Annotated in this window: 13 protein-coding genes; 5 read left to right on the forward strand and 8 right to left on the reverse strand. The window is 72.3% G+C overall.

All coding sequences use genetic code 11. From position 1 onward, the window contains the following. The first annotated feature begins 9 nt into the window (after positions 1-9). The 5 genes from ACIREI_RS38390 to ACIREI_RS38410 all read left to right on the forward strand — a co-directional run bounded on the left by ACIREI_RS38390 (position 10) and on the right by ACIREI_RS38410 (position 13,023). On the forward strand, positions 10-2,283 hold the full coding sequence (locus tag ACIREI_RS38390; protein ID WP_403343347.1) for a VWA domain-containing protein: 2,274 nt from the start codon (positions 10-12) through the stop codon (positions 2,281-2,283). 189 nt (positions 2,284-2,472) lie between these two features. After that, positions 2,473-6,078, forward strand: a complete 3,606-nt coding sequence (locus ACIREI_RS38395; RefSeq protein ID WP_403343350.1) for a tubulin-like doman-containing protein — start codon at positions 2,473-2,475, stop codon at positions 6,076-6,078. Next, positions 6,075-8,894, forward strand: a complete 2,820-nt coding sequence (locus tag ACIREI_RS38400) for a hypothetical protein (protein ID WP_403343353.1) — start codon at positions 6,075-6,077, stop codon at positions 8,892-8,894. Before ACIREI_RS38395 ends, ACIREI_RS38400 begins: the two co-directional genes overlap by 4 nt. Beyond that, positions 8,891-11,071: a hypothetical protein gene (locus ACIREI_RS38405; protein ID WP_403343356.1), complete on the forward strand. Its 2,181-nt coding sequence runs from the start codon at positions 8,891-8,893 to the stop codon at positions 11,069-11,071. The genes ACIREI_RS38400 and ACIREI_RS38405 overlap by 4 nt, the downstream gene beginning before the upstream one ends. Continuing rightward, positions 11,068-13,023, forward strand: coding sequence for a hypothetical protein (locus ACIREI_RS38410; RefSeq protein ID WP_403343359.1), 1,956 nt, complete (start codon positions 11,068-11,070; stop codon positions 13,021-13,023). The genes ACIREI_RS38405 and ACIREI_RS38410 overlap by 4 nt, the downstream gene beginning before the upstream one ends. Before the next feature lie 15 nt (positions 13,024-13,038). Here ACIREI_RS38410 and ACIREI_RS38415 read toward each other — a convergent pair whose 3' ends face one another. The 8 genes from ACIREI_RS38415 to ACIREI_RS38450 form a co-directional block, all read right to left on the reverse strand. After that, entirely contained in the window at positions 13,039-15,045 is a 2,007-nt protein-coding gene (locus ACIREI_RS38415; protein ID WP_403343362.1) for a beta-galactosidase, read from the reverse strand. Next, positions 15,042-16,358, reverse strand: coding sequence for a glycoside hydrolase family 36 protein (locus ACIREI_RS38420; RefSeq protein WP_403343557.1), 1,317 nt, complete (start codon positions 16,356-16,358; stop codon positions 15,042-15,044). Before ACIREI_RS38420 ends, ACIREI_RS38415 begins: the two co-directional genes overlap by 4 nt. A 46-nt stretch (positions 16,359-16,404) precedes the next feature. Next, complete coding sequence (locus ACIREI_RS38425; protein ID WP_403343364.1) at positions 16,405-17,292, reverse strand: carbohydrate ABC transporter permease; 888 nt, start codon at positions 17,290-17,292, stop codon at positions 16,405-16,407. Next, positions 17,289-18,266: a carbohydrate ABC transporter permease gene (locus ACIREI_RS38430; protein WP_403343367.1), complete on the reverse strand. Its 978-nt coding sequence runs from the start codon at positions 18,264-18,266 to the stop codon at positions 17,289-17,291. Before ACIREI_RS38430 ends, ACIREI_RS38425 begins: the two co-directional genes overlap by 4 nt. A gap of 4 nt (positions 18,267-18,270) precedes the next feature. Then, positions 18,271-19,584, reverse strand: coding sequence for an ABC transporter substrate-binding protein (locus ACIREI_RS38435; RefSeq protein WP_403343370.1), 1,314 nt, complete (start codon positions 19,582-19,584; stop codon positions 18,271-18,273). Between the two features lie 214 nt (positions 19,585-19,798). After that, positions 19,799-21,550, reverse strand: coding sequence for a copper resistance CopC/CopD family protein (locus tag ACIREI_RS38440; protein WP_403343560.1), 1,752 nt, complete (start codon positions 21,548-21,550; stop codon positions 19,799-19,801). Positions 21,551-21,793: 243 nt separating this feature from the next. Beyond that, positions 21,794-22,396: a hypothetical protein gene (locus ACIREI_RS38445; RefSeq protein ID WP_403343373.1), complete on the reverse strand. Its 603-nt coding sequence runs from the start codon at positions 22,394-22,396 to the stop codon at positions 21,794-21,796. Then, positions 22,393-22,770, reverse strand: coding sequence for a PadR family transcriptional regulator (locus tag ACIREI_RS38450; protein ID WP_403343376.1), 378 nt, complete (start codon positions 22,768-22,770; stop codon positions 22,393-22,395). The genes ACIREI_RS38445 and ACIREI_RS38450 overlap by 4 nt, the downstream gene beginning before the upstream one ends. Between the last annotated feature and the right edge of the window lie 89 nt (positions 22,771-22,859).

The raw sequence follows: 22,859 nt of genomic DNA on the forward strand, positions 1-22,859 counted from the left end.
AGGGCCCGGGTGCGCCGCGCCGCGATCTCGGTGCTGGGCGGCACCGCGGTGTTCGTGTCCCTGCTGGCACCGGCCGGTCAGGATCCGGTGCCCGCGGCGGACTCCGAACCGGCGTTCCCGGCGGTCAACTACGCGGTGGCCGTGGACGAGTCGGCCAGCCTCGCAGCCGAGGACATGAAGGCCGAGAAGGCCGCCGCCAAGCGGATCGCGCTGGGCGACGTCTCGTCGTCCTCGCAGGTCACGGTGTTCGGTTTCGCCGCCGCCGAGAAGGCCGGCCAGCGCGCGGTGGACCCGGTGTGCCCGCGCACCACGCTGGACGCGGCGGGCCGCGAGGAGGTCGGCGGTTGCGTGGACAAGCTGCGCAAGCGCAAGAAGAGCGAGGGCACCGGCACCGATCTGCCGACCGCCATCCGGCAGGGCGTGGACGACCTGACCGACGGCTCCGACGCCTCGGTGCCCCGGGTGCTGTTCCTGCTGACCGACGGGAAGATGGACGTCGAGGACAGCTTCAAGTACGGCGATCCCTCGCACCGCGCGGCCGAGGGCGAACGGCAGCTGAAGCTGGCGCTGCGGGAAGCCGCCGCGCAGAACGTCCAGATCTGGCCGCTGGGCTTCGGTTCCGACCCGGACAAGAAGCAGCTCGACCAGATCGCCGCCGGCGGCTACCAGAAGGGCTGCGTCGCACTCCCCTCGGCGACTCCCAAGGCCCACAAGGTCGACGGGGCCAAGGACGTCGGCACCACACTGGAGAAGATCTTCGCCGCCGCCCACTGTCTGCGCCACGAGGAGGGCCCCGCCCCGCAGCGGCCGCCGTCCACCCAGGAGATCGGCATCTCGCCGCTGGCCACCGTCGGCAGCATCGTCGTCGACAAGGGCGACCCCGAGGTGAAGATCAGCTACATCGACCCGGCCGGCGACAAGGTCCCGACCACCTCCGGGACGTACAAGAACTCCCGCTTCGAGCTGGCGGGCGGCACCGGCACCGTCGAGGCGCTGAAGATCGTCGACCCGCTGCCCGGCACGTGGAAGGTGAAGGCCGAGGCCCCGGAGGGCCACCGCTCGCTGCCCGTCGCCGTCAGCGTGCTGTGGCAGGGCGAGCTGCGCGGCGCCATCACCATGGACCCGCCCTCACCGCAGGCCGGTGAGAAGGTCACGGTGACCATGCGGCTGCAGACCCGCGAGGGCTACGAGATCAAGGACCCGCGCGACTACGCGGGGCTGCGCGTGCGCAGCGAGCTGACCGGGGACGGCTTCTCCCCGCTCGCGCTCGACCTCGCCGACAACGGCAAGGGCTCCGATCCCGAGGCGAGCGACGGCTCCTTCACCGGCACCGTGACCATCCCCGAGGACGCCGACGGGGCGCTCACGGTGAGCGCCACGCTGACCGCCTCGGGCCTGAGCGCCGACACCCGCAGTGAGACCGGCGAGGTCGCGCCCGGCGAACTGCCCGTCAAGGCACCGCTCGAACTGCCCGCCGGCAGCACCCACCCCGGCGGCACGGTCACCGGCACCCTGGACGTCAGCAACACCACCGACGCCCCGCACACCCTGCGGCTGTCCGTCGCCGACGTGAAGGACGGGCTGCTCTCCGTCGAGCCGAACGAGATCACCCTCAAGCCCGGTGAGCAGGGCACCCACAAGGTCACGATCAAGGTCTCCCCCGCGAGCGCCTTCGGTGACCGCCTCGGCGACGGCCTGCCCCTGTCCGGCACCTTCACCGTCGTCGACACCACCGACGACGACCGGCGGCTCGAAAGCACCTTGGTCTCGGTGCGGGTCACGCCGGAGCCCGGGATCTGGGACAAGTACTGGTGGGGGTTCGTGTCCGGCGCCGTCGCGCTCGCGCTGGCCGCCGTGGCCGTCGTCGCCTGGCTGGGGCTGCTCAAGCGCCGGCGGGACCCGTTCGGGCTGGTGCTGCAGCTCGTCTCCGAGGACGGCACCGTCCTCAACGAGCACAAGGCCGGACACGGCAACAACAAGCAGTGGTACGAGTTCGCCGTCGCCGAGGCCCATCGCAGCCCGCGCATCGAGCGGCGCGCGCACGGCCCGTACGCGGTCCGGCGCAGCCGCGAGGGCGGCGCGGTGGTGCGCAAGGGCGGCAACCGGATCCCGCTGCCCGTCCGTGGTCAGGTCCAGCTGACCGACACGCTGAGCCTCACCCTCGGCGGGACCCCTCGGACCCCGGGGTCCGGCGGCAGGCGGAGCACCTACGCGGACGCCCCGGCCGGCCGCTCCCACGAGACGTCCCCGAGCCAGGGCAGCGCCTACGACGAGTTCCTGTGACGCGCGGGGCGGCGTCCGGACACGTCACCGCCCGGCCCGCCCCCCGCGTACGGCACAGCACAGCACGAGCGCCTCGGCGCACCGCACCACATCGCATCGCACCGCCGCGCGGCCGTCCCGCCGCGCGGCACCACAGACGTACCGAGCACGAACCGGCGGCCGCGTCGGCCGTGCAGCGGGGAGGAAACCATGAAGATCTTCCAGCCGATGCTTTTCGTCGGCCTGGGCGGCACCGGAGGCCTGGTCGGAGCCGAGCTGGAACGCAGACTGCGCACCGAGCTGTGCGGTCCGGACGGCATGGCGCTCAGCCGGCAGAGCGGCCACGCCCCCTTCCAGCTGCCCGACTGCCTGCAGTTCGTGTACGCGGACTACAGCGAGAGCGATCTGCAGCGGCTGCCGCAGTTCAACGTGGACCCGTCCCTGCGGGCCGCGTACGCCCGCACCTCCCGGGCCACCCACGACCTGCTGCCGAACTTCGACGCCTCCCCGGAAGTGACCAAGATGCTCCGGGCGGTGATGCGCGACGAGGTCGCCGACTGGCTGCCGCCGCGCATCGACGAGCCGAAGGTCACCCCGCTGCACGCCGGCGCGGGCCAGCTGCCCACCGTCGGCCGGGCCGCCCTGTTCGCCACCCTCCGGCACAGCCTCGCCCCGGTCCTCGAACCGCTCCTCCAGGCGATCGACGCGATCGCCAAGTCGGCGGGCGAACTCAGCGAACTCGGCGGCGGCAAGGTCAACGGCTGTGACGTGTTCGTCGCCTTCTCGGTGGCCGGCGGCACCGGCGCCGGGATCTTCCTGGACTATCTGCACCTGATCAACCACGCCTTCCAGCTGCGCCGCTTCGACGGCGTGAAGATCTACCCGCTGGTCGTCATGCCCTCGTCGTTCTCCGCCGCCACCGGTGGCGGACGCGAGGCGGAGCTCAACGCCGCCCGGTCGCTGGTCGACCTGTTCCGGCTGGTGGACACGCAGAACGCGCCCTCGGAGGGCCACGAGATCGGCGATCTCGACCAGGAGCTCGGCCTCGGCATCCGCTACCCGGGCACGACGCCGATCCGGCTGCGCACCGGCATCCTGCCCACGGCGTTCCTGTTCAGCCCGACCGCCGGCATCCGCGCGGACGACCTGCGCCGCTCCATCGTCTCCCTGGTGATGTCGCTGATCGGCACCGAGCTGGGCGACGGCCGCGTCCGGGGCCGGAAGGTGGCGGCCGACGACGACTTCCAGACCTTCGCCGCGAGCTTCATCAACCGGGGCGTGCAGCGCAGCGCGGTCTCCCCCACCGGCATCGGCCGGCAGGGCGTCTCCACCAGCCTGGTCGCCTCCATGACCGCGCCGATGGACCAGCTCGCCGACCTGGTGGCCGGGCGGCTGCTGCGGCTGGCGGTCACGGACCTCGTGGAGCGGCCGCGTGCGGTCCTGCGGGAGGGGGCGGTGCCGATGATCCGGCAGCTGTTCGCCGACTCCCACCTCGAAGAGCTGTGGGAGCGCAGGCAGTTGGCGGTGCCCGAGCCCGATCCGCTGCCGCGCGGTGGCCGCAACATCGAGCAGGCACTGGGCGAACGCATCGCGGACATGCAGCGGCTGCTGTCCGACCTGCGGGCCGAGGCGGACCGCGCCGCCGCCGCGATGGCCGACCGGTTCGCCCCGCGCCCCGCCATCGACAAGCTGCTCCAGACCGTGGACCCCTTCCTCGCCGAACGCGTCGTCAGGGGCGTCCCGGACAGCGAGGAACAGATCGCCCGGCTCGGCTTCCTCGGCATGCTGGAGAACCGCGCCCGCAATCCGCAGCGCCCGCCCGGCGTGACCGAGCAGCCGCCCAAGATCCCCCGCATCAAGGGCCAGTTGGGCGGCCTGGCACCGGCCCGCTGGGGCGATGACGACGTACAGGCGGCCATCCAGGAGCAGGACGCCTGGTACCAGTGGCGCTGCCGGATGGTGTGGCACGAGGCCTGGCGCGACCAGCAACAGCACTGGCAGCCGCAGGCCGACGCCGCCGGGACCGACCTCGGGCGGCTGGTGAACGCCTTCCGCAGGCACAGCGACCAGGAGCGCAAGACCGCCCAGCAAAAGGGCCTGGAACTGTACGAGGACCGCACCGGCATCTCGTATCTGCTGCCGCCGCAGCGCACTCTCAACCACTTCTACGAGGACGTCGTCACCCGGCTGGTCCGCCGGGAGGGGCTGCGCGAGAACGACGACGAGGCGGCGCTGCTGCTCAAGCTGGTCGACGGGGACACCTGGCGCCAGGTCCACGGGCTCAGCCGGCGCGACCCCGAGGGCGCGGTGGCGAGGGTCAAGGGGCAGCTGGAGGCCCGCATCACCCGGCTGTTCGCCGAGAGCGGGGCGCATCTGGAGGAGCGGCCGCTGCTGCCGTCCATGGGCACGCTGCTGGCCGCGGCCGCGGGTGACGCGGACGCCAAGGACCAGGTCAGCAAGGAGGCGCTCGACCTGTTCGGCAGGAAGCTGGCCGGGCTGCTGCCGGTCGGGTTCACCCCGGAGGGCACCGGGCTGCTGCGGGTCCTGGTGACCTATCCCCGGGTGCAGGCCGTGGAGGAGGTGCAGGAGTACCTCGGCAAGACGCTGCGGCTGCCCTCGGACGCGAAGAACTCCGTGGAGTACCGGGGCGTGGAGAGCGACTCGATCACCGTGGTCCTCTTCCGCAGCGAGATGAGCCTCACCCAGGTGCCCGAGGCTCGCAAGGTGCTGCGCCAGTGGGCCCGCGCGAAGGACAACGAGCAGGCCCAGGACGTCCTGCGGTGGCGGCAGCGGCTCGGCTACCGGGACAGCTGGATGGTCAGCAGCGAGGAGGACCGGCGGGTCATCCTGCACCGCCTCCTGTGCTGCATGTGGAACGGCCAGGTGGACGTGGTGGACGGCGACCCGGCCTCCCCGGACCGGGTCCGGCTGCGGCTGTCCCCCGACAAGGGCACGGACATCCCCGGCGTGCGGCTGCGGCTGGGCGACTACCCCGGGGGCGTGTCTAGCTGGGCCGAGCTGCTGCGCTCGTACGAACGCTGGACGGTCCTCGACGACGAGCGGATCGTCGAGGACTACTGCCGGGAGCTGATGCGGGCCCAGCCGCTGGGCCTGGCCCGCACCGGCAGCGAACCGCATCCCCTCTTCGTCGACCTGGTCGAGAAGGTCGCCCCGCGTCAGCTGGAGCTGCTGGCGGAGCGCCGGGAGCGGGGCGGCGAGCGGGTCGAGGGCTGGGTGCGGCCGCTGTGGGAGTTCTGGGCGGAGACCCTCCCCGCAGCGCTGGACACCCAGTTCGGCGACCAGCGGGCGGTCCAGCCGACCCTGCGCACCCTGCTGGAACACATCCGCGGCGGCACCCCGGCCCGCCCCGGCATCCGCGAGGAGCTCAGGGAGCCCCGGCGGCCCGCACCGGACGAGGACGACTGGGGGACCGCACCGGTCACGCCGCGCGGCCGGGGCCGGCACGACGACTACGACAGGCCGTACGCCGACCAACGCGGCGACGAGGACCGGGACGGCTGGGGCGCCCGCCGCGACAGCGACACCGGCGCCCGCGCCGACAGCCGCCGCGACGACTATGACGTCTACGACCGGCCCGACGCGGACGACGGGGAAGGGCGCGACAGCCGGGCCGGCCGGGGATGGGGGTCGGACCGCTCGGCGGAGACCGAGGCCGGCGGAGCGCGCGCCGGGGAGTACGGCGGCGGCAGCCGGTACTCCGCCCGGGACGACGACGAGGTGCCGCGGCCGTCGTGGGACGACGACGAGCCCGGCGGCACCGGCCGTCGCGCCCCCTGGGACGGTGACGCGCAGTGAGCCGGTCCCAGGACTTCAGTACGGTCATCCCTCTCGACCTGCGCGCCGGGGCGGCGGCGCTGCACAGCCCGTCCGCCCTGCGGGCCAGGGTCGCCCAGGAGTTGGGCCGGGCCGGACTGCCGGAGCCGGACGAACCGCTGTTCCTGGTGGTCGACACCCCGGCCGGGCTCACCGACCACCAGCCGCAGTACGAGCTGCTCACCGGCTACCGGGCGGTGGGCGAGGTCAGGCTGCTGGTGCTGCTGGTCGGCAGCGCGCCGGGCGCGTTCGCCGGTGCGGAGGGCGGCTTCCAGCCCGACCGCCGGCTGCTGCGGCCCGCGGTGCTGCGGGCCTCGGGCACCGCACTGCTGTGGGCCGGCGATCTGCGCTCCGCCCGCACCGCGCTGGAGCAGCCCGAGCCCGACGACCCGGACGCGCTGGCGGTCCTGGTGGACGTGCTGTCGGTGCCGGACGTCTACCTCGATGTGCTGGAGCGCATCCAGCAGCTGCCCGAGGCCGTCGCCGCGCCCGGCGTACGGCTGCTGGAGCAGGACCTGCCGCCGGAGGTGCGTGACCGGGCCTGGCGCGACGCGCTCACCCGGTTCGCCGGGGCGGACACCGAACTCGCCCCGGACGTACTGCTGACCGCCTCCTCCGGCGCCGATCTGCCGGAGCCGCTGCGCGGCCTGGTCGCGGGCCGGGGCGGCCGGGACCTGGGGCACCGGGAGCCCGGCGGCGTCGCCGACGACGCCTACCGTGCCTGTGCGGACGCCCTCGACTACGCCGAGGACGCGCTGGCCGGGCTGCGGACCCTGCCCGGCCTGCTGCGGTCCTCCCGCCGGGAGGCGTTCGAAGCGGACGTCGACCAGGCGCGCCAGGCCCTCGACACCTACCGGGATCTCGTCGCCACGGCCCTGCGCAGCGGCGGCGGCAGCGCCCCGTCGGCCGCCGAGTCGGCGACCCGGCTCGCGGCCCTCGGGCTGCGGGTGCCGTCGGCCGAGGGCCTGGGCGAGCGGATCGGCGAGGGGCTGCGGGAGTTCGCCCACAAGCTGCTGGGCCAGCAGCTCGCCCTGCGGTCGGTGGCCCAGCGCTTCACCGGCCTGGCCGGGCGGGTGGAGCCGGTGCCCGGCTCGGCGCTGCTGCCGAAGCTCGCCCCCCACTCCGCCGAGGCCGTGGCCCGGCAGACGGGCGCGGCGGGCACGGTGGGCGCCGAGGTCCCCGGCATCGCGGTGGTAGGCCCCTTGGCGGCGGCGGGGGCGGGGCTGCTCGGCGCGCTGTGGTCGGGGCCGTTCCTCGGGCTGGCGGTCGTCGTGCCGCTGCTGTTCGCCGGGATGGCCCTGCTCGGGTCGGCCCGGCTGAAGGGGACGGGACGCCGGGGCCGCTGGGGCGTGGCCCCCACGGTCGCGGCGGTCGCCGGCACGGTGGTCGGGGCGACGGTGGGGTACGCGACCGATTCGCCGGTCTGGGTGGGCACCGTCGGACTGCTGGTCGCCCTCGGCGTCGCGGAGGAGACGGTCCGCCGGCTCTGGCGTGCGGCGGCCGCCGCTTGGGCTCCGGGCCACGCGACCGCCGTACTGCGCAGGGCACTTGAGGGCCTGGACGCGGTGCTGGCCGAGGGGGTCCGGGAGCACTGGGCCGTGGAGGAGCGGCTGTACTGCGCCGACGCGGCCCGTTCCGTGGCCGGCATGCTGCGGGCGACGGCGGCCGCGGCCGAGGCGGAGGCGGTGCCCGAGCCGGAGCACCTCGTGGCCGCCGGGGTGTCCCCGGCCTTCGGCGCGTCCGGCGCCGGGACGTCCGTCGAGGACGACTGGCTCGTCGACGACACGGACCTGGAGCCGGACGCGGCCCTCGCCGACTCCGACGACGGCGACTGGGCGAGCGTGTACGCCTGGGAGGACGAGCCGGCGGAGGAGGAGAAGGCGAAGGAGCCCGGCCGGGACAGTGGCGGCGCCCCAACCGGGCGACGCGGCAAGGGAGTTGCCCCGCGCTGGCTGGAGCGGGAGAGCGGGGAGGGCGGGCCCGAGCTGGTCGCCACCCTGTCCGCCGACCTGACGGACGCGGCCCTGGAGGCGATGAAGCACTACTGGGGTGCCGTCGAGCGCGGCCAGGCCGGCGCCCGCGCCGTCCTGCGCACCGAGGAACGGGTCCGCGAGCTGCTGTCGACGGCCCGGCACCACCTCCAGCACAACGGCGTGCTGGCCCCGCCCCCGTTCGCCGCCCCCCGCCGCGTCCGCGCCACCTCGGCGAACCTGCTCGGCACCGACCCGCACGGACCGGCCGAACTGGTCGGCGCGGAGGCCGACCGGCAGTCCGTGGTGCAGCTGTCCACACCCGAGCAGGGCACCCTGCTCAGCCGCGACCCGTCGGCCGCGGTGTGGCTCAGATTCGCCCCGAGGGCCGTCCGCGACGAGGTCGAGAAGGCCTGGCGGACGAGCGGTTCGGCGCACCCGGAGGACGTCCTGTGGACGTCGTCGGGCCGGTACGCCGGCCTGGTGCGGCTCACCCCGCTGCGCATGGGCGTGGTGCACACCGTCCGGCCCCGGCACGGCTCGGGGCCGGACGGGACGGACATGGACGGGGACATGGGCAGGGACCACGGGAGGGAGGCGTACGGCTCGACGGACGCCTACGACCGGACAGAGCCGTACGACCGGGATGAGCCGTACGACCGGCCCGACCGGGGTGAGCCGGCGAACCCCTACGAGCGGACCGCCTCGCACGAACCGCACGCCTCCCACGAACCGCCCGCCTCGTACGACCGGGCGGACTCCGCTGACTGGCTGGGCTCGGGCGACTGGACGCAGAGCGACGACCGAGGGGACGGCGACAGCTGGTGACGAGCACCACGCATTCCGCGCTGCCGGGGCCGGGCGGACCGGCTCCGGACAAGCTCGCGTTCACCGTGCCGTCGGGGCGGCGGCGCGTCACCCCGGTCCGGGTCGGCCGCGAGTTCCGCCGCGACCGGCTGCTGCCCCAGCTGATCCGCAAGGCCGTCCTCGACGACGAGGGACAGCAGTGCGTGCAGGTACGCCTGAGCGCCAAGGAGGCGGCGAACCCGGCGGCGCGCGCCCTGCTGGACACCGAGGCGGGCACGGCACTGCAGCTGAACCAGCTGCTGGGCGGCACGGAGTACGCGGCCCTCTTCCCGAGGATCGTCGGCTACGAGCTGGACACCGCCGAGCCGTATCTGCTGTACGACCCGCCGCGCGGCACGCCCGTCGCGCGGATCCATGTGATGTCCGCGACCGACCAGGAGATCTTCACCCGCGATCTGATGCTGGCCCTGTGCCTGCTGGAGGGTCAGGGCCTGGTGCCGCGCGGCATCTCGCCCGCCACCGTGTTCTGGGACGGCGCCAAGGTCCAGCTGTGGGGGCTGGAGTCGGTGACCCGGACCGGACGGCCGCGGCGCCCGTGGGGCCGCTCGCCCTTCTGCTCGCCCGAACAGCGCCGGGGCGAGGCCCTCGCCGACTCCCGGGACGCGGTGTGGAGCGCGGCCCAGGTCCTCTACCAGCTGGTGACGGGGCGGGCCGGCCCCGCCGACCGGCCGCCCGCCGACCTCGGCGAACACCGCAAGCTCGACCAGACGTTGCGGGACGCCTTCGCCCCGAGGGCGGCCGACCGGCCGACACCCGCCCAGGTGCTCGACCTCGTGGCGCCGGGTGCCGCGCGCCGCGTCCGGCTCGCCGTGCCCCCCGACGAGACGCGCCCCCATCACGAGGCCTTCGAGGAGGCGCTGCGCCTCAAACGCCAGGCACCCGCGGCCCGGCCCCGAAGCGGCTCCGGGCCGGGGTCGGCCGACGGCGAGGTGCTCTGCCCGTACTGCCTGGAGACCATCCGGCTCGACCTGACGAAGCTGTTCGTCACCGACAGCCGGATGCAGTACCAGCCGCTGGACCTGGCCGGCATCAAGAACCCCCTGCGGCGGACCGACATCATGCGCGGCGCCGTCCAGAAGTGCACGGCGGACCCGGAGTTCCCCGCGCACTACATCCCGGTGCCCTACCTGACGTACGGCCGCCCGCTGACCGTCGCGATGGTCGGCCAGTCCTCCACCGGCAAGAGCCATCTGCTGGCCCAGATGATCGCGGCCATCACCGACGGCGGCCTGGAGCCGTTCGGCCTGAAATGGCAGTCCGTCAATCCGGAGCAGCACGCCCGCTATGTACGGGACCGGGTGCAGCCGCTGCGCAACGGCAAGGTGCTGGACCACACGGCGGCACTGGGCATGGACGACTTCGCCCACTTCGTGGAGTCCCTGCTGATCACCGACGCCCGGGGGCAGGTACGCCCGGTCGCCTTCTTCGACCTGGGCGGCGAGGACCTGGTACGGACCGACGCGGCGCTCAGGTTCCTGCTCGGGGTCGACGCCCTGGTCTTCGTCGTCGACCCGGCCCTCGCCCTGCCGCTGCCGCAGCTGGACCACGCCAGGGAACGCTGGGGAGTGGAGGTGAACCGGGACGGCGACCTCGCCTTCGGCACGGTCCTGGACCGGCTGCCGAAGAACGGCGGGTATCTGGACGTGCCGGCCGCGATGGTGCTCGGCAAGGCCGACCTGCTCAGGTTCCAGCCGCCCGTGGACCGCTGGCTGAGCCGGCCCCCGGCCACCTCGCTGGACCCCGAGCTGATCCGCGAGGAGAGCCGGGACCTGTACGGGCTGCTGCGTCGGCACGCGGGTCAGGCGTGGCTGCGCCCCTTCGACGCGATCCGCCGCTGCACCCTGCACATCGCGTCCGCCACCGGCGGCCAGGAGGACCACGGCCGCTATCCGGCGGGGGCGGGGCCCCGCCGGGTGCTGGAGCCGCTGCTTGCGCTGCTGGCCATGCACGGGCTGATCCAAGTTCCGGGCGGCGCCGAGGCGTTGGCGGTGGGAGAGGCGCCGGCGCTCGAAGCGGTGCCGTGGGAGGCCGCCGCGGACGCCGGTGAAGCCGAGGAACCCGAGCGGTTCGAGAGGGCTTTCGAGAGGTCCGACGGGTCCGAGGAGCCCGAGGGATCCGAGGGAGGGGAACAACAGTGAACGACTTCCAGGACCGGGACTCGGTGCACCAGGTCGTCTTCCGGTGGGACGGCAACCACGGCCGCCAGGGCACCGGAATGAACGCCGTCGCCCACTCCTGCGAGGCCGGGCGGGCCGAGGAACTGGGCCGGGAACTGGGCCCGTTGCTGTGGGTGTCCGGCGCGGCGGCCGCCCGCCCGAGCGTCGTGCGCACCCTGTCCCGCGACGGCGACGTCCTGCTCGTCCAGCGCTGGCCCACGACCGACCGTGGCGGACGGCCCAGCACGGTCAGCCATGTGCTGGTCGGCGACCGCGGGACCTTGCCGCCCGCACGCTGTCTCGGGCTCGCGTACGGCGGCTGGCGCAAGCAGGAGAGGGCCGAGCAGGAGTCAGGCCGGCTGACGAAGTTCGATCTCACGGACCTCCACGATCTGTCGAGGGGCCGACTGCCCGGCATGGTCGAGCGGCTGCCGGAGATCGAGCGCGCGCTGATCCTCGCGGGCGCGGAGTTGCTGCGCGATCCGAGGCAGCGGGTGTCGCTGCTGCTGGAGGAGAAGACACCGGAGCGCTGGCCGGACCCGGCCATGGTGCCGCTCGCCTATCTCGGACTGTTCCTGATCTTCGGTTCCTGGCTCGATACGGAGTGGACGTTCGCCACGTACGACACGGTGGACAGCCATCCCCTGCGGCTGATGTCCGTCCCGCACTGGGAGCCGGACGCGGGTGGCTCCGGCCCGCTGGCCCGGGTCGTGGGACGCCGACCGGCCACCGTCCAGTTCGAGCACAGGGCGGCGGCGCAGCTGGTGGCCCACCTCCTGGCCCACCCGCAGGCGGCTCCCGGCGTACCGCAGTTGGTCAAGGAGCTCCCCGACGGTGCGGCCCTGAACTGGGAGCGACGCCGCGACCGGCTCAGGAAGATCCTCGGCCCCGACCGCCAGGAACGGGGCCGGTCCCGGGAGCGGGCCGGCGAGCGGGAGCAGGAACGGGATCGCGCCCAGGAGCGGGATCGCCCCCGGGAACTCGACCTGGCCGGGCAGCCGGCCGGCCCCACGATCACCACGGACCCGTACCCGGAGGCTCCGTACCAGGAGGCTTCTTACGCGGAGGCTCCGTATCCGGAGACTTACACGGAGCCGTACCGGGAAGCCCCGTACGCGGACCCGTACGGACAGCCGTACCCGCCCCCCTCACCCGCGCCCCCACAGCCCCCGCACACACCCGCACCCGCGCCCGCCCCCGCACCCAGCCCGAACGGCCACGACCCGCACGACGCCCACGCCCTCCACCTGAAGCTGTGCGGCTACCGGCGCGGGGACGGGGACGGCAGTCGGCGCAGCTATCTGATGGCGGAGCTGCGCATGCAGTCCGACGAACTGCTCCTGCACGAGCTGCGCTCCAGCGATCTGCCTGCGGAATCGGTCGAGTTGGTGCTGGACGAGCTGGGCGGGCCCGGCCGCGTCGAGGATCGTGATCCGCAGACGCGGCACGAACTGTGCGCGGAGGTCCTCCGCAAGCGCCTGTACTTCAAGCCGGAGGAGCCGAGCCCGGAAGACACGTCGAAGACGGCCCTGGCCATCCGGGCGGCCCACCTCTTCACCTGGGCGGTCGCCCCGGTGGCCCGGGACCCGCGCCATTTCGCCCAGCTGTCGAAGGTGTTGAACCTGATGAGCCAGAGCACCGACGTGGCCGCGTCCACCTGGCTCCAGCGAAGCATCATCCGACCGGACAGCGACCAGATCCCCGACCTGCCGCCGGAGCTGTGGCGCCAGTTGCTGCTGAACGCGCTGAACCGCGACGGCAGACAGCCCGCCGCGCCCCAGCCGCCCCGCCCCGTTCAGGCGCCCACCGCGTCACCCCCACAGCGAACCGACGTCGCCTCGGACCCCGGCGGCATCCCGGACCGGCTCTTCATCGGGAGCCTGCTGGTCCTGGGTGCCGTGCTGGTGGTACTCGTGTTGATGCTCATCGCCTGACGCGTGCCTGATCACTCAGCCCGCGTGCGGCTCCCGCACCACCGCGATCTCCCCCGCCGCGACGCTGACCGCCCCCGGTACCGCCCTGCCCGTCAGCAGTTCCGTGGCGTCCGACGCGACCGCGACATGGGCGGGCCGGTCGGTGTGGTTGATCAGGAAGAGGTAGTCGGCGTCCGGGCCCCGCCGCAGGGCCGCCTCGACACCCTGGGGCGTCGCACGGACCGGCCGCACGCCCGCCTCCGCGCGGATGCGGTCCAGCAGCCCGGCCAGCGTCGCCGCGTCCGGCTGCGTGGCGAGGTACCAAGTGGCGCCCTCGCCATGGGAGTTGCGCGTCACCGCGGGTCCGCCCGCCAGCGGGCCGGTCGTGTACGACTCGACCGGCTCCGCGCCGGCCAGGCCCACGCGCTCCGACCACAGCGTCCCGGTGCCGCCCCCGCTGAGCCCCACGGACTCGCCGGGCAGCAGCGGGAACAGCTCGTCGGTCAGCACCCCCAGCGCCTCCCGGAACGCGCCCGGGTAACCGCCCATCCGGACGTGGCAGTTCTCGTCGACCGCCCCGCTGTGGAAGCCGACGGCGAGCGTGCCGCCGCGCTCCGCGAAGGCCGTGAGGTTGCTCGCGCCCTCGTCGTCCACCAAATACAGACTCGGCGCCAGGACCAGCCGGTATCCCGACAGGTCCGCGTCCGGGCGTACGAAGTCCACCGCGACACCCGACCGCCACAGCGGCTCGTACCAGGCGCGCACCAGGTCCTGGAAGCGCAGCTCGCCGCTCGGCTGGGAGGGGAGTTCCATGGCCCAGCGGGAGTTCCAGTCCCAGACGATCGCCACCTCGGCCGTGCCGACGCTGCCGCGCACCTCGGCCAACGCCCGCAGGTCCGCGCCCAGTCGCACGACGTCACGCCAGATGTGGCTGCCCGTACCGGCGTGCGGGAGCATCGCCGAGTGCCACTGTTCGGCGCCCGCCTTCGCCGCGCGCCACTGGAAGTAGGCGATGCCGTCCGCGCCGCGGGCCACATGGGCGAGCGCGTTCCGCCTCAACTCGCCAGGATTCTTGGCCCGGTTCACCGGCTGCCAGTTCACGGCGCCCGTCGAGTGCTCCATCAGCAGCCACGGGCCGCCCGCGAGGGAGCGGACCAGGTCGCCGCTGAGGGCGATGTCGATCTGCGACTCGGGGTCGGCGGACTGCAGATAGTGGTCGTTGGAGACGAGGTCCAGCTTCGGGGCCCAGCGCCAGTAGTCCAGCGCGTCGAAGTTGTACATCACCATGAAGTTGGTGGTGGCGGGCGTGTCCGGGGCCGCCGCCAGCAGGACCTCGCGCTCCGCCTCGTACAGCGACAGCAGTTCGTCGCTGCAGAAGCGGCGCCAGTCCAGCTGGTGGGTGGGGTTCGGGACGGCGCCCGTCGGACGCGGCGGGAGGATCTCGTCCCAGTCGTAGTACCACTGGCTCCAGAAGCGGGTGCCCCAGGCGTCGTTGAGAGCCGTCAGATCGTCCGCGTACCGCCTGCGCAGCCAGCGCCGGAAGGCGGCCGCGCTCTCGTCGCAGTAGCACTCGGCGTTGTGGCAGCCGTACTCGTTGTGGACGTGCCACATCGCCACCGCCGGATGGTCCGCGAACCGCTCGGCCAGCGCCCGCGCCATCCGCAGCGCCGCCTCGCGGTACGCCGGGCTGCTCGGGCAGAACGTCTGGCGGCTGCCGTACGACAGCGCCCTGCCGTCCTTGTCCACCGGCAGCGCCTCGGGGTGGGCGCGGAAGAACCACGCCGGGGGCGCCGCCGTCGGGGTCGCGAGGTCGGCCGCGATGCCGTGGGCGTGCAGCAGGTCCAGGACGCGGTCCAGCAACGTGAAGTCGTACGCGCCCTCCTTCGGCTCCAGCAGTGCCCAGGAGAAGATGCCGACGCTGACCATGGTCACCCCGGCCTCGCGCATCAGGCGCATGTCCTCGGCCCAGACCTCCTCGGGCCACTGCTCGGGGTTGTAGTCGCCGCCGTAGGCGATGCCGGGGACGGACAGTTCGCGCTTCACAGGTCGGCTCCCCCGAGGAGACGGCGGGTGGTGGCCACGCCCCACTCGTCCAGGGACAGCAGGCGGTCGCTGGACGCCATCAGGCCGCCCGTCGCCTCGACGTGCGCCGCCCACCGCTCACGGGTCTCCACCGCCGGGCGGGCCATCAGACAGTCGGGGTCGTTGACCCAGAACCGGCCGTGCTGCCACTGGCGGCCGACGCCGGTGAACTCGGCCGGGTCCTGGCCGGGCTGGCTGTAGTCGTCGGCCTCGGGACGGCGGTGCGGGGCCGTGTCGGGGCTGACCCGCATCGCGTCGAACAGGCCGATGGAGGGGAGGATCGGCGCGCCGCAGCCCAGCAGGTACGCGTCCTCGCCGATCGCCTCGCGGATCAGCTCGATGCCGGAGCGGTACGCCGTCAGCGCGTCCATGTCCCCGTCGTGCCGTACGCCGTCCAGGGCGCCCGCGTAGAGGAAGTCGACCTTGAAGTAGTCGTAGCCCTCGGCGCGCAGCGTGCGGAACACGTCCGTCAGATACGCCGCCGCCTCGGGGTGCGTGGTGTCCAGGACGCGCAGGTCGTGGCCCCAGTTGCGGCCGGCGTGCGTGAAGCCGCCGTCCGTGTCCCGGACCAGCCACTCGGGGTGCTCGGCGGCCAGGTCGCTCGCCGGGTCGACCAGGAAGGGCGCGGTCCAGATGCCCGCCCGGCGGCCCCGCGCCCGGATGGCGTCCGCGATGCCGGCGCGGGAGCGGAAGCGGCCGGAGAGGGTCAGCCAGTCGCCGAGGGCCTTCTGGTAGCCGTCGTCGATCTGGACGACGGCGATGGGCAGGTCGAGGGTCTCCATCGCACGGAGGTTCTCGTGGATGTCGTCCTCGGTGACGGCGGTGAAGTACTCGTACCAGGAGCACCAGACCGTCGGGGCCGGGCGCGGGGCGGGCAGTTGGAGGCTGCTCGCCCAGTCGCCCAGCACCGACTGCACGGTGGCGCCCGTCCACTCCTTCACCGCGCCGTCGGCACTGACCTCGGCCTGACCGTCCACCACGGCCAGCCGGATCGACGGGACCTCACGCGTCGGATCGACCGCCGCCCACAGGCGGACCGGCGATCCGTCGCCGGGGTCGAGCGCCAGCAGGCCCTCGCCCTGGAACGTGCCCTCCGGGACGGTGACGCCCGGCCGGTAACAGACCGTCGCCCAGTTGGCGTTGGTCGGGCGGTACGGCTTGTCGCCGAGGGCGTAGGCGCCGCTGGGGCTCCAGGACTGCCAGCCCTCCTCGTGGACGCGGGCGCAGGCCTCGTCCACGGGCACGGAGGCGACGGGGGTGAAGGGGTGGTGCACGGGTGTCTCTTTCACGAAGGGGGCCGTCGGCTTCGGTGGCGGGCCGTCAGCCCTTGTTGGCGCCGAGGGTGAGGCCGCTGACGAACTGGCGCTGGAGCAGGAAGTACACGACCAGGACCGGGACCGCGGTGATCAGGGCGCCGGCCGCGATCAGGTTGGGGTCGGTGAAGTACTGCCCGGAGAGGTTGTTCAGCGCCGACGTGATCGGCATGTTCTCGCCGGTCGAGATCAGCACGAGGGCCCAGAAGAAGTCGTTGTAGATCCAGATGGACAGCAGGGTCCCGAGGGCCGCCATCGCCGGCTTGCACAGCGGCAGGGTGATCTGCCAGTACAGCCGCCACACCGAGGCGCCGTCGACGAGGGCCGCCTCGGTCAGCTCGTGCGGCAGCATCTTCATGTAGTTGCTCAGCACGAAGGCGCAGAAGCCCGACTGGAACGCCACGTGGATGAGGACCAGGCCGAGAGCGGAGTCGTAGAGCTTGCCGCTCATGGTGATGCCGGGCAGGTCGACGAGCAGGTACAGCCGGTACAGCGGGGTGATGATGACCTGCTGCGGGAGCAGGTTGCCGGCCGTGAAGACCAGCAGCAGGAACAGGTTGACGCGGAAGTCGAAGCGGCTGACGTAGAAGGCGACCATCGACGACAGGAACAGCGTCAGCAGTACGGCCGGGATCGCGATCAGCATCGTGTTGCCGAAGTAGTGCGTCATGTCCGACTGCGTGAACGCGTTCGTGAAGTTCTCGAACGTCAGCTTGTCGGGCCAGGAGACATAGCCCTTCTCGCTGGTCTCGCCGTATGGGCGCAGGGCCGCGTAGATCGCCCACAGCAGCGGGGCGAGCCAGGCCAGCGCCATGGACGCGAGGAAGACGTGCAGCAGGATCCGGGCCGGGCGGACGGGGGTGCGCTGCTTGCCCAGCGCGCTCACGGAGCTCATGCGCGCCGCTCCTTCCGGAAGGTCGCGATCAGGTAGGGGATGATCACGGCGAGGGAGATCAGCAGCAGGACGACGGCGATCGCGGAGCCGTAACCGATGCGGCTGGACTCACCGATGATGTTGTTGGTGACCAGGATCGACAGCAGCTCGGTGCCCTCGGCGCCCTTGTTGAAGACGAAGACCAGGTCGAAGGCGCGCAGCGCCTCGATGATCGTCACGACCAGGACGATGGTGTTGGTGGGCCGAAGCGTCGGGAAGATGACGTTCTTGAAGGTCTGCCACTCGCCCGCCCCGTCCAGCGCGGACGCCTCCCGCAGCGCGGGGTCGACGCCCTTGAGGCCGGCCAGGTAGAGGATCATCATGTAGCCGGTGTGGCGCCAGGACGCGGCGATCAGGATCGCCCAGAGGTTGAGGTCCGGGTCGCCGATCCAGTCGATGTACTTGCCCGGCTCGTTGGCCCCGATGAGGCTGTTGATCAGGCCCGTGTCCGGGTTGTAGATCAGCTGCCACACAAACCCGATCACGGCCATGGACAGCACGACCGGCAGGAAGAACGCGGTCTGGTAGACGCGGCTGAAGCGGATCTTCTTGTCCAGCTGCACGGCGAGGAACAGCCCGAGCGGCGTCGGGATCAGGATGAGCACGACGAACCAGACGACGTTGTGCTCGACGGCCGGCCAGAACTGCGGGTTGTTGGTGAACAGTTCCTTGAAGTTCTCGAACCCGACCCACTTGATCGAGTCGAAGCCGATGCCGTCCCAGGTGGTGAAGGCCAGCGCGATCGAGGCGAAGGCCGTCACCCACACGAGGGCGATGTGCAGGATCGTCGGCAGGCCCGCCATCACACCGAGCGTGAGCCGGTCCCGGCGGGTCAGCAGGCGGCGGTGCCCCTGGGGCACCTTCTTGGCGGGGGCAGCGCCCGAAGGCGGCACGGCGGCCGCCTCCGGGGTCTCCTTGGTGATGTCGGTAGTCATGTGATCAGCCGGACGCGAAGATCGTCTTCTTCTGGCGCTCGATCGACGAGAGCAGGCTGTCGATCCCCTTGGGGTCGCGGATGAACTTCTGCAGCGCGGGCTGCATCACCGTGGAGGTGAAGTCCGGCCGGCTGTCCCGGTCCATGAACTGCGTCAGGGACTTCGCGCCCGAGATCATCTCGTACGCCTTCTTCTGCAGGGCGCTGTACGAGGAGGTGTCGGCCTTGGTGGAGGCGGCGACCACGTTCGGGTCGGACTTGAGGTAGATCTCCTCGGCGGCCGGGGAGCCCAGGTACTCCAGCAGCTTCACGGCACCGGCCTTGTTCTTCGGGGCCTTGGAGAGCATGAAGCCGTCGGTGGGCGCCTCGACGGTGTCCTGGCCGTACGCCGGGTCGATCTCCGGGAAGGCGAAGAAGTCCAGGTCCTCGCGGTCGGCCTCGTTGGTGAACTGCTGGCCCACGAAGGTGCCCAGCAGGTACATGCCGGCCTTCTTGGACGCCAGCGTCTGGGCGGCGTCCTGCCAGGTACGGCCGGTGGCGCCCTCCTGGTGGTAGGGGAGGATCTCCGTCCACAGGTCGAAGACCTTGCGCACCTTCGCGTCGGTCCACGAGGCCTTGCCGGCCATCAGCTCGACGTGGAAGTCGTAGCCGTTGGCACGGAAGTTGATCTGGTCGAAGGTGCCGAGCGCGGGCCAGGCGTCCTTGTCACCGAAGGCGATCGGGACGAGGCCGTCCTTCTGCATCTGCTTGCACAGCGCGACGAAGTCGTCCCACTTCGTCGGGACCTCGTAGCCCTTCTCCGCGAAGACGCTCTTGCGGTAGAAGAGCGCCCACGGGTACGTGTACAGCGGCACGAAGTAGTACTTGCCGTCCTCGCCCTTGCTGAGCTTGTGCATCGCGTCGGGGAAGTTGCCCCCGATGGTCTTCCACACGTCGTCGATCGCCGTGGTCAGGCCCTTGGCCGCGAAGAACTGCATGCGGTAGCCGGCGAACCAGTTGAACACGTCGTCCGGCGTGCCCTGCAGGTAGGAGTTGATCTGCTCCTGGAACGTGTTGTGGTCCTTGGTGTTCACGTCGACCGTGAGCCCGGACTCCTTCTTGAACGCCGCGTAGATGTCGGCGAACGCCTTCTTCGGCACCGCGTCCGACGCGTTGGACCCGACCGTGACGGTCTTCGGGTCACTCGCCGAACCGCTGCCGCCACAGGCGCTGAGCAGCGGGATGCCGGCGCCGAGAACCGCGGCGCCGCCGATGCCGCGCAGCAGTGTGCGGCGGTTGGGCGAAGGGAGGGCGAGGCCGGAGGGGGAGGTGTGGTGCATCTGCGGCTCCTGAAGGCAAGGGGTGGCCGTGGCGGCGACGTGATCAAGTCCGACGTAATCGACCAGAAACCAACTTGACCGAACACGGTGGCGCAATAACAGCCGCATGTCAGGTCATGCGTCAAGAGCTGTCGACCGCCGTTTCGGAAACGTGACCGATATCTCGAACGATCTTGAGCGCCCAAGGGGCGAACTGAGGCCGCGTGCCGCGCCCCTAGCGGACGACGACCGCCCTGGTCTCGGTCACCTGGTCGACCTCCGACGTCCGCACGGTGACCTTCATCTGCCATGTCCCGGCGATGGGCAGGTTGAGGAAGCTGTTGCCCCAGTAGCCGCCCTTGTCGGTGAGCTCGGCGTCGAGGGGGCCGATGTCCTTGGCGGGGAGGGTGAAGGAGATCCGCAGTTCGGGGACGATGGCCACGCCGCCGTCGGGGCCGAAGACGAGGGCCTCGATCGAGTTGTCGCCGACCCGGCCGGGGTCGAGGGTGATCTGCACCTTGCCGCGGCCTCCGGGAGTGCCGACGTCGAAGGGCACGTCGGTGACGGAGGCACCGACCACCACGGGCGCGCCCGCCGCCGCCTCGGCCTGCGCCCGGCCGGGCAAGGTGCTGGTGAGGATCGTGGTGACCGCCAGCACGGCGGCACCGACGGCTGCCTCGACGAGAACGGAACGGCGCAGGGCGCGCCGGTGGGGGTCCGTGGGGGGCGATACGTCGGCCGACGGCGGCTGCTCCGCCGACGGCGGCCCCCCGGCCATCTCCGGAACCCGCTCCCGATCCCGATCCCGTACGACCGTCTCCGTCTCCCTCTCCGCGTCCGCCGTCGCAAGGCGCGCCGTCCAGCGGCGCGAAACGGCCGCCGCCCCGAGGAGCAGGGCCACTGCGGCCAGCTTGAGGATCAGGAGCCTGCCGTACGTCGTGCCGGTGAGCGCGTCCCAGGAGCCGAGGCCGCGCCAGGACTGGTAGACGCCGGTGACGACCAGGACGGTCACGGATGCGAAGGCGAGGCGGGAGAAACGGGTGACCGTGGCCGGGGTCGGGTGGTCTGCCCCGTACAGCGTCACGACCAGGGCAGCCAGTCCGCCCAGCCATACCGCCGTGGCCAGCAGGTGCAGCGCCGAGGACGTCATCGCGGCCGGCACCTGGATGCCCGCGGAGGCGTGCTCACCGGCCGCCCAGGTCATGGCGAGGCCGACGGCGAGGGCGGCGCCGGACCAGCCGTACGGCTGACGGCGCCCGGACAGTCGTACGAGATAGCCGGCGGCCACCGCCAGGAGGCCCAGCCGTGCCAGCAGGACCGCGCCCGGGCGGCTGGTCAGGGTGCGGGTCAGGGACTCGACGCCGAGGGACCCCAGCGGCCCCTCACCCGTCTCGTACGGGGCGCGCAGCACCAACAGGGCGAGGGTGGCGGCGAGGAGAGCCCACCAGCCCGCCTTCAGCAGCTTGTGCAGCACGGGGGCGTCCGGCGGACGGCAGACCGCCATGAACGTCGCCGTGCCGATGAGCAGGGCGACGGCGAGGTAGGCGAGGTAGCGGGCGATGTTGTAGAGGGCCTTGGTCGCCGGGTCCTCGGTGGGGCCGGTGTCCACGGTGGCCGTGGTCAGGGAGCGTTTGCCAATGGAGAAGGTGAACGCTCCGGAGACCGGGTGGCTGTCGGCCGACACCACCCGCCAGGCGACGGTGTACGTCCCCTGGGCCAGCTTCGCGGGCAACGTCACCCTGGCCGTGTCGCCGCCGCCCCGCGCGTGCTGCGGCTCGCCGGTGCGCAGGCGGCGCCCGTCGGGGTCCAGGACTCGGACGGAGTCGTCGAGCAGACCGACGGACTCCGTGAAGGTCAGGGTGAGGTGGCGGGGGGCCGACTTGAGAAGGGTTCCGTCCTCGGGGTCGGTGGCCCGGAGGGCTGCGTGGGCCGACGCCGGTCCCGTAACGCCGAGGAGGAGCAGGACCAGCAGGGCGCCCAACAGCACCACCCTGTGAACTCGCCGCCGCCTCCACGCCCCTGCTCGTCCGCCCCCACCATCACACCTCACGCCACTTCTCCGCAGTCGCCCACACCACCTCACGGCTACTTACGCACGCGAGGCCTCTCCCACTCACCGTCCCCCTCGAAAAGATGAGGGATTGGCAGATCTGGGCCACTGGCGACCCCGGTAAGGCCTGCTCGCAGCCGTCGACGCCGGCCCGGATCTGCCAATCGCTGCCCCTCCGACCTAGTCGACGGCGGGTGTGGTGCCTCGCCTGGAGCGCGCGTCGGCGGCGGCGTACGGGAGGCCGGGCAGGAGCAGGGCCAGGGCCGCCCAGAGGGGCAGGGTGAACAGGTCGCCGTCGCCGTCCAGCCAGTGGGCGAGCAGTACCGCGGCCAGGCCGGCGGCTAGGCCGACCGCCAGGTTCCTGCCGAAACCCAGGCTGCCGCGGCGCAGTTCCCAGGCGACCGTGACCGCTGCGACGAGGGCGAGGAAGGCGACGTCGTCCACGCTCACCACCCGTTCGGTGGTCCAGCGGACCAGACACGAGACCAGCATCACCGAGCCGATCGCGGAGCAGGCCAGCGCCGCCGTGCGCAGCAGCCGGCGGCCGAACGGAGCGCGGGCCCGCGCCCAGGACGCGGCGAACTCCTTGACGTCGTCGCCCACGACGTCCTGGGGCGTGCGGCCCGCGGCCACCGCGTCCTCCAGATGGGCGGAGAGCTCGTCGAGCATCTCCCGGACGGATGCTTCGTCGATGCCCCGGTACTCCCAGTTGCTGCGGCAGACCGCGAGTATCTGCGGGGTCGTCATGGTGCGCTGGGTCGTCATCGCGCGCTGGTCCGTCATGGTGCGCTTCCCCCCGTGGGTTCGCTGTCGGTCAGAATCCGCCCCACACACGCGCTGAAGGTCTGCCATACGGCCCGGCCGCTCCCCAGTTCGGCACGTCCCGCTTCGGTCAGGCGGTAGTACTTGCGTGGAGCGCCGCCGCTGGCCGACGGGGCGCGGTACGAGGAGATGAACCCCTCCCGCTCCAGCCGGGCGAGCAACGGATAGATGCTGCCTTCGCTCACGAGGTCGAGTCCGTTGTCGGCGAGTGCCGTCACGAACTCGAAGCCGTAGCGCGGCCGTTCGGCGATCAGCGAGAGCAGGCACAGGTCGAGCACTCCACGCAGGAGCTGACTACGACGCTGGTCACCGACGGCGGGCAGCCCCTTTGTCATGCGGTACAAGATAGTCAGCCATTGTCTTGTGCCGCAAGATACTTGTGGTGCATGACAATGCGGATGACGAGGGGTGGCTTCGACGGTGC

It is taken from the genome of Streptomyces sp. NPDC093591, assembly GCF_044764885.1.
In the GTDB taxonomy this organism is placed as follows: domain Bacteria; phylum Actinomycetota; class Actinomycetes; order Streptomycetales; family Streptomycetaceae; genus Streptomyces.

What these genes read in the sequence shown, in the direction of transcription:
- ACIREI_RS38435 (WP_403343370.1), bottom strand. Translation starts at nt 19,584, where the DNA reads ATGCACCACACCTCCCCCTCCGGCCTCGCCCTCCCTTCGCCCAACCGC.
- ACIREI_RS38450 (WP_403343376.1), bottom strand. Translation starts at nt 22,770, where the DNA reads ATGACAAAGGGGCTGCCCGCCGTCGGTGACCAGCGTCGTAGTCAGCTC.
- ACIREI_RS38445 (WP_403343373.1), bottom strand. Translation starts at nt 22,396, where the DNA reads ATGACGGACCAGCGCGCGATGACGACCCAGCGCACCATGACGACCCCG.
- ACIREI_RS38430 (WP_403343367.1), bottom strand. Translation starts at nt 18,266, where the DNA reads ATGACTACCGACATCACCAAGGAGACCCCGGAGGCGGCCGCCGTGCCG.
- ACIREI_RS38395 (WP_403343350.1), top strand. Translation starts at nt 2,473, where the DNA reads ATGAAGATCTTCCAGCCGATGCTTTTCGTCGGCCTGGGCGGCACCGGA.
- ACIREI_RS38425 (WP_403343364.1), bottom strand. Translation starts at nt 17,292, where the DNA reads ATGAGCTCCGTGAGCGCGCTGGGCAAGCAGCGCACCCCCGTCCGCCCG.